Origin of the sequence: Mesorhizobium sp. M1227 (assembly GCF_040318315.1) — a bacterium.
GTDB lineage: Bacteria > Pseudomonadota > Alphaproteobacteria > Rhizobiales > Rhizobiaceae > Mesorhizobium.
In genome coordinates this window covers 388,388-402,452 of record NZ_JAMYLZ010000002.1, presented here as the reverse complement: position 1 = coordinate 402,452, position 14,065 = coordinate 388,388, and the positions used below count along the sequence as shown (strand labels likewise).

Sequence of the window (14,065 nt, the reverse complement as noted above, 5' to 3'; positions counted from 1 at the left end):
CGCGGATCTCGATCTTTGACACCGACATCTACCGAGCGACTGCTCCCCTACCTCTTTCTGCTTGGGCTGATCGTAATCGCGGTCGCTTTCCGGCCACTGCTGCCCGTCGACGAAACGCGATATCTCAGCGTCACCTGGGAAATGTATCTGAGCGGACAGATCTTCGTCCCGACGATGAATTTCGCGCCCTATCTGCAGAAGCCGCCACTGCTGTTTTGGCTTATCGACCTTGTCTGGAACATTTTCGGCGCCAGCAGGCCGGCGGCGATGCTGGTCATCTTCGCCGCCTCCTCGCTCGTCATCTGGCTGACGACGGCGTTGGCAAAGACCCTGTTTCCGGGCCGCGACGACATCGCGCGGCGCATCCCCTGGCTGGTTACCGGAAGCAGCGTGTTCGTCATCTATTCGACGCTGATCCTGTTCGACCTGTTGCTGACGGTCTTTGTGCTCGCCGCGCTGTTGTCGTTGATTGCCTTTGCCCGCAGCGGCAACCGCTGGCAGGCCGTTCTGGCCGGGCTGTTCATCGGCATGGGCGTGCTGACGAAAGGCCCGGTGGTGCTGATCCATATCGGCGCGCCCATCCTGTTCTACCCGTTCTGGCGCGACCGGCGGGCGGGACTGACGACACCGAACTTCCTCGCTGGAGTGGGCCTGGCCCTGCTCGCCGCGCTGATTCCGGTGGCGATCTGGCTGGTGCCGGCGACCATCCTGACAAAAGGCAATTTCGTTTATGATCTCGTCTGGAACCAGTCGGCGGGGCGCGTCACCGGCAATTTGCGCAATTCGCATGGCCGGCCGTTCTATTTCTATCTGCTGCTGCTGCCCGTCATGTTCATACCGTGGATCTTCATACCCGAGGTGTGGCGGTTGAAGCTGCGCACGCGGATACGCAACCTGATCGACGCGAAGTCGCCGGATCTGCGCGCCTTGCGCCTGCTGTCATTCTCGTTCGTTGCCGTGTTTCTCGTGTTCAGCGCGATATCCGGCAAGCAGCCTCATTATGTCGTGCCGATGTTGCCGTTCGTGGTCATCCTGTTCGGCTATTTCATGGCGGAGATCCCGCTCGCCAGGCTGAAGAGCTCGGCCATCGTCATGCTTGTCATTTTCGGCATCGGCCACGCGGTGGCATCGGCAACCGCGTTCAAACGCTATGATCTGACGCCGCTCGCCAACTTCATCGACGAGCGAAAGGATGCGGACTGGGCCGTGGCTTTCGACTATCAGGGCGAAGTCGGCTTCCTGGCCCGGTTGCAAAAGCCATTCGAAAGCACCGACAAACCGGAAGAATGGCTTGGCTCGCATCCCAGCGGCTATGTCATCGACAAGGTTTCTAAGGATCCCGGCACTGCAGGGCAAATCGCGTTCCGGCTTCGCGTCGAACGCGGCTATCTCGTCGTGCTGAAGGGACAGCATTGACGATCGTCACCGGTATGCGAGTTCGTCCCCCGCGCGGGAGATGAAGGCGTTGCTGCTTCGTGGTTCCATCGCTCGATAGAACCGGGAGGTATTCATGCGCAAGCTCATCTCGACGACGCTTTTTGCCTTATCGCTCGCTGTGGTCGGCCTTGCCGCCGATCCGGCATGGAGCTTCAAATGTCAGTCCGGAACGATTGGGCAAGGCAGTTGCTCCTGCTCCGGGACCGCCGACTGCACCGATATGCGGCATTCCAAAATGTGCAAGGGCGACCTGAACTGCGGTTCGGGCAAATGCTCCTGCACGGCCGCATTGGTAGTCGACCCCGGCCCGAAAACCCCCAAGCCCAAGGTCGTCGCGCCGATGGCGACAACCAAAGGCGTCGTGAAGCAGTAGATATCCAATCCGAAAGGACGGCGGCTCGACGTCGCTGGGCCGGCCCGATGTTTCGCGATTCGTCCCCCATGCGGGCGATGAACCGCTGTCGAAGAAATGGTGTTGTCTAGCCGGAGGGTGGTTTCCAACCGAAAGAGCGAGGATACCATGTTGAAAACCTGCACGATGCTGTTCTTCTGCCTGATGGCGGCCGCCGCGGCCGCCCAGCCGCCGCCGTCGGGGCCGCCGGTTCCCAGTGCGGCACTTGCCCCATGCAACGCCACACAATCGAACAGGCCCTGCAAAGCCGAACTCGGCGTGTTCCTGATCACCAACACCGTCCGCAACCTGGCGCAAGCCAAAGTCGACGCCACCAACGCACAGCTGGCCGCCCAGGGACGATCGTCACGCGCATCGATCGAATCGCTGAAGCAATGGCGGCCGTCGCGCTTTGCGACGCAGATGCTGAACCAGCCGAACAGCTGGTTTGTCAAAGTTCCTTACATCCTGACCATCAAAGTCTCGATCCCGGTGACCTCCGACCGCCACATCGGCATTCCCATAGACGTCAACGTCTTCTGCAGCGGCTGGCAGACCGATTCCAGCCAGGTCATCATCCGCTCGCAACCCGGCCCGGCGAGCTTCGAGGGCGGCAACATCCTCGAAGACGTTTTCAACGTCGGCAATTACATCGACGCTCAGGTACGCAGCTCGTTTTCGGCACCTCTGCCGGTGACGACGCCGGTTCCAAATTCGAAATGCTCGGCAATAGACGGCTCCGATGCCGGCACACAGGCCACCGGCGATGATCTCATCTTCTGGACGGTGCCGCGGCGCAACCTGGTGGTGACGGACGCCATAGCCAAGCCGACGGTTGAAGTGACCTTCGACAGCCTCACACGCCTGCCAGCCCGCGACTTCCACAACAATGTCGTCTATGCGGAATCCGAGGCCATAAACCTCAACGTCTATGCCAATGAGGATGGTCGTCAGAAGGCGCTGACGATGCGCGAAGGCGACGTGGCTGCGCTGAACCTTCCCGCAGTACGGCTGGACGCGCGAAAATACGATTCGCTGGTCGTCATCGGCAATGTCGACCAGCCGCCGAACGACCCCAGAGACAGCGCCTTCGCAGTAGCGGCCAAGACTGCGGGATTCGGTGCCGGTTCCAAGATCATGCAGATCCCGAAGTGGTATTCGAGGCCGCCGGACCAGTTCAATCCCAAGCCTACATGGATCAGAGTTCCCGGCTATGAGCTGCACTATACGGTACGCTATCTCAACAGTGGCGGGCTGGCCGTCGATGGTGGAACCAGGACGGTCCGGCCTCCAAAAGTCGCCGTTCCGATAGAGACGCTCATCAAGCCGAAAACGCCCTGACGCGGCCGCTCGCGGATGACGGCGGCGGTTCAGACCGCTACCGCCTTCCCCCGCGCGGCAGATGCGGCAGCACCGGCATCATGGCCTGATCTTGCCGGAACAAACGCGCCGCTGCGCCACGAGCGAGCGGCGCCATCGATGGAGACAAACGATGCAGCACCTTCCCCTCACCATGCCCGCCGTCCGGATCATTGCGGCAATCTCGCTGCTTGCCTTCCCGACCTTCCTGCCGCCGGTCACGAGCCCGGCGAACGCGCTGCCGGTCAGCCAATCCTGCCGGATCACCACCTATTACAAGACTGCGGCAAAGGCGACGGAGGTTGGCGTGCGCTCGACGTGCCAGGGCGTCAAAAAATGGGGCGTCACCTCGAAATATTACGAGGTGGAAAAAATCGAAGCCGCCACGCCCCCGCACACGTCGGGCGGCGGCGGCAGCCTGCCATGCGAGTTTCTCGCTGCCGGCTGCTCCAACCTGCCTGAGAAACGCAACTGAGCGCCAGGCAAACGAGCTAGCCGATCGCCTTCTCCAAAACCAGCGCCGGCAATCCCGAGGCGCCGCCGCAATCGGCCGTGTTGCCGGCGGGCAAGAACCCCCTCGAGCGGTAGAAGGCGACAGCCGGAGCATTTGCTTCCTCGACCTCGACACGCAGCGTCCGGGCCTCCGGAAAGCTGGCCTCGATCTCGTCCAGCAGCGCCTGGCCGATGCCTTGCCTCTGCCAGGCCGGATGCACGTAAAGCTGGTTCAGCATGACGATCCTGGCATCCGTGGTAGCGGCGGCGAAAGCCATGCCGCCGATGTTTTTGCCGTCGTCGGCGACCAGGAACTCCGAGTTCGGCCGCGTCAGCCGTGCCTTGAGCGCGGCGATAGAATGCCATTCATCGGTGATTTCGGTGACCCGCGGCCCGCCGTAGATGGCATCATAGGTGGCATGCCATGTCTCGACCAGCAATGCGCGCACCGCCGCAAGATCGCGCTCGCCGGCGGTGCGGACGAACATCCTACTCGATCCCGAGCCTGGCCTTGACCAGCTCGTTGACCGCTTGCGGATTGGCCTTGCCGCCGGTCGCCTTCATCACCTGGCCAACGAACCAGCCGGCCATGGTCGGCTTGGCGCGCGCCTGTTCGACTTTGTCCGGGTTGGCAGCGATCACCTCGTCCACCGCCTTTTCGATGGCGCCGGTATCGGTGACCTGCTTCATGCCGCGGCTTTCGACCAGCTGACGCGGATCGCCGCCCTCGTTCCAGACGATCTCGAACAGATCCTTGGCGATCTTGCCGGAGATGGTGCCTTCCTTGATCAGGTCGATGACCGCGCCGAGCTGCTCGGGCGAAACCGGAGCATTTTCAATACTCTTGCCGGCTCTGTTCAACGCACCCAGCAAATCGTTGATGACCCAGTTGGCGGCAAGCTTGCCATCGCGACCGGCGGCCACCTTCTCGAAATAGTCGGCGACCGCCTTTTCCGATACCAGGATCGAGGCGTCGTAGGTCGACAGGCCGAGCGAGGTGATCAGCCGCGCCTTTTTCGCGTCGGGAAGTTCCGGCAGGTCCTTTGCCAACGCATCGACATAGGCCTGGTCGAATTCCAGCGGCAGAAGGTCGGGATCGGGGAAATAGCGGTAGTCGTGCGCTTCTTCCTTGGAACGCATCGAGCGCGTTTCGCCCTTGTTGGGGTCGAACAGCCGCGTTTCCTGGTCGATCTTGCCGCCGTCCTCCAGGATGGCGATCTGGCGGCGCGCCTCGTAGTCGATGGCCTGGCCGATGAAACGGATGGAGTTGACGTTCTTGATCTCGCAGCGCGTGCCGAATTCGCCGCCGGGCCGGCGCACCGAGACGTTGACGTCGGCGCGCAGCGAGCCTTCGTCCATATTGCCGTCGCACGTGCCGAGGTAGCGCACGATGGTGCGCAGCTTGGTGACATAGGCCTTGGCTTCATCGGCGGAGCGCATATCCGGCTTGGAGACGATCTCCATCAGCGCCACGCCGGAGCGGTTGAGATCGACATAGGACATCGTCGCATGCTGGTCGTGCATCGACTTGCCGGCGTCCTGCTCCAGGTGCAGGCGCTCGATGCCGACCTCGATGTCCTCGAATTCGCCCTGCCGGTCCGGGCCGACCGAGACGATCACCTTCCCCTCGCCGACGATCGGCTGCTTGAACTGCGAGATCTGGTAGCCCTGCGGCAGGTCGGGATAGAAATAGTTTTTCCTGTCGAAGACCGATTTGTGGTTGATCTCGGCCTTCAGGCCCAGCCCGGTGCGGATCGCCTGCTTGACGCATTCCTCGTTGATGACCGGCAGCATGCCGGGCATCGCCGCGTCGACCAGGCTGACATTGGCGTTGGGCGCGGCGCCGAAAATGGTCGAGGCGCCGGAAAACAGCTTTGCCTGCGAGGTCACCTGCGCGTGGACCTCGAGGCCGATGATGATCTCCCAGTCGCCGGTGGCGCCGGGAACCAGGCGCTTGGCGTCGGGCGTGCGGGTGTCGATAATGCTCATAAGGGCCTGCATACTGAAATTGCGGATATGCGAGAACGCATATTTTGCTGTGCAACTTCGCTAGTGCAAACCGCCAAAAGAGACAAGCGCAAAGCCGCAGGCCGCCGACGCGGCACAGGCCCGCACCTGCCGCGATGAACTGCGATAGCAGCTTGAAAAATCGAACTGCCGGCAACCCGGCCGCCGTCACCTATGCCGTGGCGATATAGGCCCTGATCTCCTCGGCCTCGCGCTCGACATCCTCGATGCGCCGCTTGACCACGTCGCCGATCGACACGATGCCGTCGAGCAGCCCGTTCTTTTCCACCGGCAGATGGCGGAAGCGGCCCTTGGTCATGATCTCCATGACCTCGTTGACGGTGTGGTTCTCATTGCAGATCTTCACCTTGGGCGTCATCGCCGAGCGGACGGCAAGGTCGAGCGCCGCCGCCCCCTCTTTGGCGAGAACCCGCACCACATCGCGCTCGGAAAGAATGCCGACGATCTTGTGATCGCCGTTGGTGATGACCAGCGCGCCGATCCTGTGTTCGGAAAGCATGCGGATGGCTTCGCTGAGCTTTTCGTTCGGCCCGAGCGTCACCACGTCGTGGCCTTTTGCCTCGAGAATTGCCTTAACAGTCATGGCGTCCTCCTCTGCATTTCCTGCCGGCTCCTGCCCTGGCCGGCTTGCCCTGGGATGAACATGGTGCGCCGCGAACGGTTGCATTTCAAGTGCGGCGATCTCAGGTCTCCGGCTCGTCCGCCTGCCGGGGCACCTGCTCTCGCCGATCAAAAAACCGCAGGCCGAAAAAGCCGGCAAGAAAGCCGCCAATATGGGCTTCCCAGGCGATCTGGCCGTCAATGCCAGGCGCCAGGCCGAAGAGGCCGGTCGCGAGGTTGATCACCATCCACATGGCGAGAAAGGTGACGACGCCGCGCGAGCGCAGCACCGCCGCCATCGGCAAAGGCTGGCCGGCGAAGGCGGCCTTGCCCGACGATCGGTCAATGCGGAAGCCGTAGCGTGCCGCCGCGCCCATCATGCCGGAAATCGCGCCGGAGGCGCCGACCAGCGGCGCCTCGCCAAGCGGGTGCATGGCCCAGAACAGCGCCACCGCCGCCAGTCCAGTCGCGGCGAAGAACAGGCTGAAGCGCAGCGCGCCGAAGCGGTTGGCCAACGGTGAGCCGAAGGCCGCGAGCCACACCATGTTGATGGCAAGATGGGCAAAGCCGCCATGCAGGAAGGCATAGGTAAAGGGGCTCGAAAACGCGAAGAAATCCAGATCGAAGCGGCCCGAATAGCGGATGGGGACAAAGGCAGCCCGGACAAGCAGTTCGAAATCCTGGTCGTCGGTCAGCCAATAGACCCGGATCAGATGGACCGCGACGCAGATGCCGATCACCGCCAGCACCACGGGCGGCAGGTTGAACACCGGTTCGCGGCGCTGCTCCGGTTCGCGGGCGGCAGGCCCACCCTGACCCTGCTCGATCTCCGGTGGGCTTTCTGGGTCGCTCATATGGCTTGCACTCAGTCGCTGGATTGGACTTGGCGAGCATGTAGATCACGGCCAACCGAATCACAAACGGCGAATCAGCAGCCCCGAATCAAAAAAAGAAGCCGTCCAAGGTTTCCCTTGAACGGCTGGTCGAGCCCCCTTGCTCCCCCTGAACTCTTGACTGAAGTGCTGCCGATCGTCGCAAAACGACCGCTTCTGGAGTGGTTTTGGTGTGCCACAGGCCTGGCCGGCGCGCAACGTAAACCAGTTGTTAACCTTAACCGCCCCGACCCGTGAACAAGTATTAACGATGCTGGCACGCATCCTGCTCCGCAACGCATGTAGGTCTTCGGAGGGCGCCCTTCTGTTCACCGATGGGACATCAGAAGACAGAATGCGCGGAGCAGCATTAGCATGAACCAGACCGGATCGATCACGCTGTTCCATTATTGGAACCGGTTGCGTGACGGACGCCCTGCCCCGAAGCGCTCGGAAGTCGAACCCGCCGACATCAAGTCGCTGCTGGCAGACACGTTCATCCTGGAAAAGGACACGCGCGGCGAAGCGGTGTTCCGGCTCGCCGGCACCAGGCTCTGCGCGGTCTATGGCCGCGAACTCAAGGGGTTTTCATTCCCTTCGCTGTGGCGCGAGAAGGACCAGCGGCTGATCTCGAAGCTGACCGATGGCGTCTTCGACCTGAAATCGGTGGTGCTCATCACCTATGAAGGTTTCAGCCGCAGCGGCCGTTCCAACAGGTTCGAGCTGCTCGCGCTGCCGCTCGACGGCGGTGTCGAGAGCCCGCGCTGCCTCGGCGTGATAAGCGCCGTCGAAAAGCCCTTCTGGCTGGGCGCCGACCCGGTTCTCGACGCCTTGATCGATTCGATCCGCGTCGTCGATCCCGACAAGGAGCCGATGTTCCCGGGGAACCGTCCGGCGATCGAGGTTCCCTCGCTCGCCCCATCGGAATTCGACCCGCCCGAGACGATTTCGGCGCTCGGCCAGGCCCGCCGCATCCGTCACCTGGTCGTCTTCGACGGCGGACGCGAGGAATGATGCCCAAAGCTTAAAGCAACAGCGCCGGGCTTTCCCCTTTGTTAACCTGCTTTGTTGTAGTTTTCCGCTGAAATTCCCCGCATCCATGCGCGGAATGGCGAACGGGGTATGGCAGTGATGAGGTCAGCGGCGGTCGACCATGCGCCGTCCCAAGCTGAAAGGCGTAACTTTCAGCGCGTCCGCGTGAAAATTTACGGACGCTTCATGCTGGAAGACCGCACCGAACATCCCTGCCAGGTGGTCGACATGTCGCCCGGCAACGTCGCGCTGCGCACCGAGCGCGCCGGCCTGGCGGGCGAAAAGGTCATTGCCTATATCGATCACATCGGCCGCATCGAAGGCGTCATCACCCGCACGCTGCAGGATGGCTTTGCGATGACCGTCATCGCGTCGGACCGCAAGAGGGACAAGCTCGCCGCGCAACTGACCTGGCTTGCCAACAAGCACGAGCTCGACCTGCCGGAGGACCGCCGCCATGAACGCGTTGCGCCGCGCAACCCGACGAGCGTGCTGCAGCTTGCCGACGGACGCCAGTACCAGTGCCGCATCATCGACCTGTCGCTGTCGGGCGCGGCGATCGAGATCGACGTCAAGCCGGCCATCGGCGTCCAGGTGACGCTGGGCACCATGCGCGGCCAGATAGTGCGGCATTTCGAAGATGGCGTCGCCATCGAGTTCGCCGTCATCCAGCGGCCGGAAACGCTCGATACCGAATTCAGCTCATCGCGCGGCTGACGCGGAAGCGTTAGCACTATCGGGAAGAGAGGCTGGCGATCCTTCGCGCCCCCTCTGTCCCGCCATTCCAGCTGTTCGAATGGTGCGACGAAGCATGGGAACATGCCCGGCTGGAATCCTTAAACAATTCTATATTCAATTGCCTCAAATTTTATGTTTATTCTATTGGCGTTTTACTTAATGTCTACTTCGCGCTTTTGCGTCAAATAAATCCAGCCGTGTCATTGTCTCCTCAAACGGGGAGACTGAATAATGAACAGGATGAGGGGCAAGCTGTTGCTGGCGGCAATAGCGATGCAGCTTTTCGGTTGGGGGACTGTAAACGCGGCGGAGCCGGCCTTCATGCACACCGGCGGCCGCACCACGCAGCCGGTCGGACACTACGAAATGTGCCAGCAGCTTCCGCAGGAATGCAATCAGAGGACGCCTGGCCGGGCACCCGTCGAGCTGACCCGCAAGCTGTGGGCAACGATCGTCAAGGTCAACAATTCGGTCAACAGCAGGGTCGCGCCGCGCACCGACATGGAAATGTGGGGCAAGGAGGAAGTCTGGTCCTTTCCCAATAGCGGCTTTGGCGACTGCGAGGACTATGCGCTGGAAAAGCGCCGCGAGCTGATGAGCATCGGCGTGCCGGCCGGCGATCTGCTGATGACGGTGGTGCGCCAGCGCAATGGTGACGGCCATGCGGTGCTGACCGTGCGCACCAGCCTTGGCGAGTTCATCCTCGACAATCTCCAGCCCAAGGTGCTGTCCTGGACCAATACCGGCTACACCTACCTGAAGCGCCAGTCCGAGCGGAATTCCGGCGCCTGGGTGACGATCAACGACGGCCGCTCCGACGCGGTCGCCAGCGTCCGCTGAGGACGCCAAGGCATGTCGCCCAAAAGTGCGTAGCGGTTTTGGGATAACGACATGCAAAAACTGAGGTTAAGTGCGTCGCATGACTTCGCGCTTTAGGAGAAACCCGGTCGAGTCCCCACCCTCCCCGTCCCCAACGACCGGGTTTAAGGAGCCGGCCCCGTCCCCGGGCCGGCTCCACCATTTCTGGCGGAACACATCTCGATACAGTTATCTCGGCTTTGCCTCCAACTGCGCTTCGTCATCCAAGCTGTCTCACGATCGTTTGTGGGATACGAGCTGCCGTTTGCCGTCGAAACGCTGTTACTTGCCCCTGATACGGAACGCGTCGACAAAGGCGGAAAACGCCGGAGAGGGATGGCGCCGGCTTGGATAGTACAGGTGGTAACCCTGGAACGTTGGGCACCATTTGGTCAGGACTTCCTGGAGAAGGCCACTCTCAATGTGTGGAAGGACGAGTTCGCGCGGCAGATAAGCCAAGCCCACTCCGTCAAGCGCGGCCTGAATCGCCGGCCCCATGTTGTTAAGCGTCAGTTGTCCCTCGACCCGAGCATTGAACTCGCGCGCTCCTTCCCGCAATTCCCAGGCATAGACCGATCCTGACGTCGGCAGCCGGTAGTTGATGCAGTTATGGTCGGTCAGCTCCTGCGGCGTCTCCGGCGGTGTCCGGTGGGCGAAGTAATGGGGTGAGCCGACCACAGTGTAGGTCACGTCGGCTCCGATGCGCACGGCTACCATATCCCGGGCAATGGACTCGCCCAGACGCACGCCGGCATCGAACTGGCGCTCGACGATGTTGGTGAAGGCGTTGTCGACCACCAACTCGACATTGATATCGGGGAAGTCGCTCAGGAACTTTGGCAGCCGGGCGCGGAAGACAATGTCGACCGAATCGTCGGTGCACACCAGGCGAATGTTGCCGGACGGCCTGTCGCGAAGGACGCCGAGAGCGCTGACCTCAGCCGCGATGCCTTCGAAATGCGGTTCGATGCCTTCCTTGAGGCGTTGACCGGCCGCCGTCGGGGCCACGTCGCGCGTGGTGCGAGATAGAAGACGGACGCCAAGCCGCGACTCCAGCGACTTGATGGTGTGGCTAAGGGCCGAAGGAGTGACCCCGAGCTTGGCGGCTGCTCGGGTGAAGCTCCGCGTCCGGGTGATCTCCAGGAACGCGCGCATTTCGGCGAACTCGTCGCGTGGCATTGATGAGCCTCATTCACAACCACATCAAAATTATACCCGCTAGTCGCATTTAGCCAGCCCGACTACTTAGTTCTGGAACGGACAGGAGACTGCCTTATGACCATCGATTTCGTGCTGGACGAGGCCACTGCTGCTGACAGCGGGACGACCCCATGGTCTGCGGTGGTCTGCCTGTCGCTACTGACCTTCCTTCTGGTCGGACTGGAGTTCCTCCCGGTGAGCCTGCTCACCCCGATCGCTCAGGATCTGGCCGTCTCCGAGGGTCAGGCAGGCCAGGCAATCGCGGTATCCGGATTCTTCGCCGTGGTTACCAGCCTCTTCGGCAACTCGCTGTTGCGAAACGTCGATCGACGGACGGTGGTTGTGGTCTATACGGCAGTGCTGGCCGCATCGAGCCTGGCGGTGGCGCTTGCTCCCAACTTCCTGGTCTTCCTGGCCGGGCGGGCGCTGGTCGGCACCGCGATCGGCGGTTTCTGGTCACTGTCGACGGCCATTCTGGCCCGCCTGGCCGCGGGACCCGACCTGCCCAAGGCCATTGCCTTGCTCCAGGGTGGCACTGCCTTCGCATTGGTGATCGCCGCGCCCGTCGGCAGCTTCCTCGGATCGCTGATCGGATGGCGGGCAACCTTTTTCGTCACTGTCCCCATCGGCCTTGCGGCGCTCGTGTGGCAGTTGGCCGTTCTCCCGAAGATGCCGCCGATAGAGATCGCCTCGGTGTCGAGCATGTTCGGCCTGCTGCGGAATCGCAGATTCGCCATCGGCATGGGCGCGACCGGGCTCGCTTTCATCGGGCAGAACGCGCTCTCGATCTATCTGCGGCCGTTTCTGGAAAACGTGACGGGCCTTGAGGTCAATACCCTCTCACTGGCTCTATTGGGCGTCGGCCTCGGTGGCGTGGCGGGACTGTCGATTGTCGGCTTCATACTCCGGCGGCACCTCACAGCCGTGCTGATCGGGCTGCCGAGTGCACTCGCGGTCTTCGCTCTACTGCTGATTGCCTTTGGACCGTTTGCACGCGCCACGGCCGGCCTGCTGGTTCTTTGGGGACTGTTCGCGACCCCGATCCCGGTGGCGTGGAACACCTGGATGACCACGCTCATCCCTGAAGACCTGGAGGCCGGGGGCGGACTCCAGGTTGCCCTGATCCAGTTCGCGATCGCAGGCGGTGCTATTGCAGGAGGCCTGCTGTTCGACGTGGCCGGCTGGTGGAGCGCCTTCCTTCTCGCCGCCGTCCTGCTCACGGGATCGGCCTTGCTCGCCGCCTCGGCCGGCCCCCGCACCTGAACTCTTTCAATTCTTGTCAAGGAGAACCTCATGTCCGAAGGAATCGAGAACAAGGTCGTCGTCATCACCGGTGCCAGCAGCGGCCTCGGTGAAGCGACGGCACGCCATCTTGCCGCACGAGGCGCTTCCGTGGTCCTGGGTGCACGGCGGTCACACCGCATCGACGCCCTTGTCCAGGAACTGACCGCCGCTGGGCACAAAGCCAAGGCCGTTACTACGGACGTCACCGACGCCGGCCAGGTCCAGAACCTGGTGAACACGGCGGTCCGGGAATTCGGCCGCATCGACGTGATGCTCAACAATGCGGGCCTCATGCCGTTGGCCCCGCTCGAACGGCTCAAGGTCGACGAATGGGACCGGATGATCGACGTCAACATCAAGGGCGTCCTTTACGGCATCGCGGCCGCGCTTCCGTACATGAAGGAGCAGCGATCGGGGCACATTATCAATGTCTCGTCCGTATACGGCCATGTGGTCGACCCGGGTGCGGCGGTCTATTGCGCCACCAAGTTCGCGGTGCGTGCGCTATCCGAGGGTCTGCGGAAAGAGGTGAAACCCTACAATATCCGTACCACGGTGATCTCGCCGGGCGCTGTCAGCACAGAGTTGCTCGAGCATATCAGCGAGAAGGATATCCAGCAGGGGACCAGGGACTTCGTGAGCAAGATCGCCGTGGGGCCAGATACGTTTGCCCGAACGGTCGCCTTCGCGATCAACGAGCCCGACGACGTCGATATCAACGAGATCTTGTTCCGGCCGACCGCCCAGCCGGTTTGACTTGGAAGGGGTTATGCTTCGGTATCTTAAGGCGCGGCTCCGCCATTTCCGGGTCGGCTAGACCTTCTTCAGCCCCGCCCTGAACCGCCTGCCGTTTGCCACATAATGCGCGGCCGAGGCGCGCAGCCTGGCGACTGCGTCCTCGTCGAGCATCCTGACGACGCGCGCGGGCGAGCCGACGATCAGCGAATTGTCGGGAAATTGCTTGCCTTCGGTGACCAGCGCGCCGGCACCGACCAGCGAGTTGTTGCCGATCTTCGCCCCATTCAGCACGATGGCGCCCATGCCGATCAGGCTGTTGTCGCCGATCGTGCATCCGTGCAGCAAGGCACGGTGGCCGATCGTGCAGCCTTGGCCGACGGTCAGCGGAAAGCCGGCGTCGGTGTGCATGATTGTGTGCTCCTGCACGTTTGTGTCGGCGCCGACGACGATCGGCTCGTCGTCGCCGCGGACGACGACGCCGAACCAGAAGCCGGCATTGCGGCCGATCCTGATATTGCCGATCAGGGTGGCATCGGGCGCGATCCAGTTGCTGTCGGCGTCCTCGAAGGCGGGCGCTTTTCCGTCAATCGCGTAGATCGGCATTGCTGTCTCCAGATTGTCTCACACCGACAAGCTGCCAGACCCTAGAAGCGAAGCCGCCCAGGACGCAATGGCGATCACCACCATCCCCAGCGCCAGCGCCCAGATGGTCGCCGTACAGCCGCAGGAGATCAGCCCCAGCACCGAGATGCGACGCTCGCGCCAGGCGTCCAGCGCCTCGTTGGCGAACATCAGCGGCCCGGCGCAAGCCGTCGCGGCGAGTGAGCGCAGCATGTGCTTCGACGATACATAGGGCTGGACGAAGGCAAGCCTGCGGCCGGCGATCAGCTCCATCGCCGATCCGGCCAGGCCGCAAGCCGTCAGCCCAGCCATAAAACTGAATATGATTTGTTCGACCGGGCCCATCTTTACCCTCCGTTTACCATGAAATCGCACAGTCGCCCGCAAAGCTGCGAAGCAAGAGCCGTGCCGCGTC

Annotated in this window: 16 protein-coding genes; 9 read left to right on the top strand and 7 right to left on the bottom strand. The window is 62.3% G+C overall.

From position 1 onward, the window contains the following. Window positions 1–15 precede the first annotated feature (15 nt). The 4 genes from NKH28_RS05285 (at window position 16) to NKH28_RS05270 (ending at window position 3,662) form a co-directional block, all read left to right on the top strand. A complete protein-coding gene (locus NKH28_RS05285) occupies window positions 16–1,416 on the top strand; it encodes an ArnT family glycosyltransferase (RefSeq protein WP_352978070.1) in 1,401 nt (466 codons plus the stop codon). Window positions 1,417–1,510: 94 nt separating this feature from the next. After that, window positions 1,511–1,810, top strand: a complete 300-nt coding sequence (locus NKH28_RS05280) for a hypothetical protein (protein ID WP_352978069.1) — start codon at window positions 1,511–1,513, stop codon at window positions 1,808–1,810. Window positions 1,811–1,957: 147 nt separating this feature from the next. Next, window positions 1,958–3,169: a hypothetical protein gene (locus tag NKH28_RS05275; protein ID WP_352978067.1), complete on the top strand. Its 1,212-nt coding sequence runs from the start codon at window positions 1,958–1,960 to the stop codon at window positions 3,167–3,169. A gap of 151 nt (window positions 3,170–3,320) precedes the next feature. Further along, window positions 3,321–3,662: a hypothetical protein gene (locus tag NKH28_RS05270; protein WP_352978065.1), complete on the top strand. Its 342-nt coding sequence runs from the start codon at window positions 3,321–3,323 to the stop codon at window positions 3,660–3,662. 16 nt (window positions 3,663–3,678) lie between these two features. Here NKH28_RS05270 and NKH28_RS05265 read toward each other — a convergent pair whose 3' ends face one another. The 4 genes from NKH28_RS05265 to NKH28_RS05250 all read right to left on the bottom strand — a co-directional run bounded on the left by NKH28_RS05265 (window position 3,679) and on the right by NKH28_RS05250 (window position 7,161). Further along, window positions 3,679–4,167, bottom strand: coding sequence for a GNAT family N-acetyltransferase (locus NKH28_RS05265; RefSeq protein ID WP_352501641.1), 489 nt, complete (start codon window positions 4,165–4,167; stop codon window positions 3,679–3,681). Window position 4,168: 1 nt separating this feature from the next. Next, on the bottom strand, window positions 4,169–5,668 hold the full coding sequence (gene gatB / locus NKH28_RS05260) for an Asp-tRNA(Asn)/Glu-tRNA(Gln) amidotransferase subunit GatB (RefSeq protein ID WP_352472753.1): 1,500 nt from the start codon (window positions 5,666–5,668) through the stop codon (window positions 4,169–4,171). Window positions 5,669–5,858: 190 nt separating this feature from the next. After that, window positions 5,859–6,290 (bottom strand): CBS domain-containing protein, encoded by a 432-nt coding sequence (locus NKH28_RS05255; RefSeq protein ID WP_023674810.1) that lies wholly within the window; start codon window positions 6,288–6,290, stop codon window positions 5,859–5,861. A 100-nt stretch (window positions 6,291–6,390) separates the two neighbouring features. After that, window positions 6,391–7,161 (bottom strand): rhomboid family intramembrane serine protease, encoded by a 771-nt coding sequence (locus NKH28_RS05250; RefSeq protein ID WP_352541382.1) that lies wholly within the window; start codon window positions 7,159–7,161, stop codon window positions 6,391–6,393. Window positions 7,162–7,554: 393 nt separating this feature from the next. Here NKH28_RS05250 and NKH28_RS05245 point away from each other — a divergent pair, with 393 nt between their 5' ends. The 3 genes from NKH28_RS05245 (at window position 7,555) to NKH28_RS05235 (ending at window position 9,789) form a co-directional block, all read left to right on the top strand. Next, on the top strand, window positions 7,555–8,193 hold the full coding sequence (locus NKH28_RS05245; protein ID WP_023674809.1) for a PAS domain-containing protein: 639 nt from the start codon (window positions 7,555–7,557) through the stop codon (window positions 8,191–8,193). A gap of 117 nt (window positions 8,194–8,310) precedes the next feature. Then, entirely contained in the window at window positions 8,311–8,928 is a 618-nt protein-coding gene (locus NKH28_RS05240; protein WP_352541383.1) for a PilZ domain-containing protein, read from the top strand. Window positions 8,929–9,189: 261 nt separating this feature from the next. Then, window positions 9,190–9,789, top strand: coding sequence for a transglutaminase-like cysteine peptidase (locus NKH28_RS05235; RefSeq protein WP_352702719.1), 600 nt, complete (start codon window positions 9,190–9,192; stop codon window positions 9,787–9,789). A gap of 300 nt (window positions 9,790–10,089) precedes the next feature. On the opposite strand, the gene NKH28_RS05230 is transcribed toward NKH28_RS05235, so the two are convergent. Further along, window positions 10,090–10,986: a LysR family transcriptional regulator gene (locus NKH28_RS05230; protein WP_352541384.1), complete on the bottom strand. Its 897-nt coding sequence runs from the start codon at window positions 10,984–10,986 to the stop codon at window positions 10,090–10,092. Between the two features lie 96 nt (window positions 10,987–11,082). Between NKH28_RS05230 and NKH28_RS05225 the strand changes: the two genes are divergently transcribed. Next, window positions 11,083–12,270 (top strand): MFS transporter, encoded by a 1,188-nt coding sequence (locus tag NKH28_RS05225; protein ID WP_352978063.1) that lies wholly within the window; start codon window positions 11,083–11,085, stop codon window positions 12,268–12,270. A 30-nt stretch (window positions 12,271–12,300) separates the two neighbouring features. Then, on the top strand, window positions 12,301–13,047 hold the full coding sequence (locus NKH28_RS05220) for an SDR family oxidoreductase (protein ID WP_352541386.1): 747 nt from the start codon (window positions 12,301–12,303) through the stop codon (window positions 13,045–13,047). Window positions 13,048–13,104: 57 nt separating this feature from the next. On the opposite strand, the gene NKH28_RS05215 is transcribed toward NKH28_RS05220, so the two are convergent. Continuing rightward, window positions 13,105–13,632: a gamma carbonic anhydrase family protein gene (locus NKH28_RS05215; protein ID WP_352766737.1), complete on the bottom strand. Its 528-nt coding sequence runs from the start codon at window positions 13,630–13,632 to the stop codon at window positions 13,105–13,107. Between the two features lie 18 nt (window positions 13,633–13,650). Further along, entirely contained in the window at window positions 13,651–13,995 is a 345-nt protein-coding gene (locus NKH28_RS05210; RefSeq protein WP_254817711.1) for a DUF6949 family protein, read from the bottom strand. Between the last annotated feature and the right edge of the window lie 70 nt (window positions 13,996–14,065).

What these genes read in the sequence shown, in the direction of transcription:
- NKH28_RS05280 (WP_352978069.1), top strand. Translation starts at nt 1,511, where the DNA reads ATGCGCAAGCTCATCTCGACGACGCTTTTTGCCTTATCGCTCGCTGTG.
- NKH28_RS05275 (WP_352978067.1), top strand. Translation starts at nt 1,958, where the DNA reads ATGTTGAAAACCTGCACGATGCTGTTCTTCTGCCTGATGGCGGCCGCC.
- NKH28_RS05270 (WP_352978065.1), top strand. Translation starts at nt 3,321, where the DNA reads ATGCAGCACCTTCCCCTCACCATGCCCGCCGTCCGGATCATTGCGGCA.
- NKH28_RS05265 (WP_352501641.1), bottom strand. Translation starts at nt 4,167, where the DNA reads ATGTTCGTCCGCACCGCCGGCGAGCGCGATCTTGCGGCGGTGCGCGCA.
- gatB (WP_352472753.1), bottom strand. Translation starts at nt 5,668, where the DNA reads ATGAGCATTATCGACACCCGCACGCCCGACGCCAAGCGCCTGGTTCCC.
- NKH28_RS05255 (WP_023674810.1), bottom strand. Translation starts at nt 6,290, where the DNA reads ATGACTGTTAAGGCAATTCTCGAGGCAAAAGGCCACGACGTGGTGACG.
- NKH28_RS05250 (WP_352541382.1), bottom strand. Translation starts at nt 7,161, where the DNA reads ATGAGCGACCCAGAAAGCCCACCGGAGATCGAGCAGGGTCAGGGTGGG.
- NKH28_RS05245 (WP_023674809.1), top strand. Translation starts at nt 7,555, where the DNA reads ATGAACCAGACCGGATCGATCACGCTGTTCCATTATTGGAACCGGTTG.
- NKH28_RS05240 (WP_352541383.1), top strand. Translation starts at nt 8,311, where the DNA reads ATGAGGTCAGCGGCGGTCGACCATGCGCCGTCCCAAGCTGAAAGGCGT.
- NKH28_RS05235 (WP_352702719.1), top strand. Translation starts at nt 9,190, where the DNA reads ATGAGGGGCAAGCTGTTGCTGGCGGCAATAGCGATGCAGCTTTTCGGT.
- NKH28_RS05230 (WP_352541384.1), bottom strand. Translation starts at nt 10,986, where the DNA reads ATGCCACGCGACGAGTTCGCCGAAATGCGCGCGTTCCTGGAGATCACC.
- NKH28_RS05225 (WP_352978063.1), top strand. Translation starts at nt 11,083, where the DNA reads ATGACCATCGATTTCGTGCTGGACGAGGCCACTGCTGCTGACAGCGGG.
- NKH28_RS05220 (WP_352541386.1), top strand. Translation starts at nt 12,301, where the DNA reads ATGTCCGAAGGAATCGAGAACAAGGTCGTCGTCATCACCGGTGCCAGC.
- NKH28_RS05215 (WP_352766737.1), bottom strand. Translation starts at nt 13,632, where the DNA reads ATGCCGATCTACGCGATTGACGGAAAAGCGCCCGCCTTCGAGGACGCC.
- NKH28_RS05210 (WP_254817711.1), bottom strand. Translation starts at nt 13,995, where the DNA reads ATGGGCCCGGTCGAACAAATCATATTCAGTTTTATGGCTGGGCTGACG.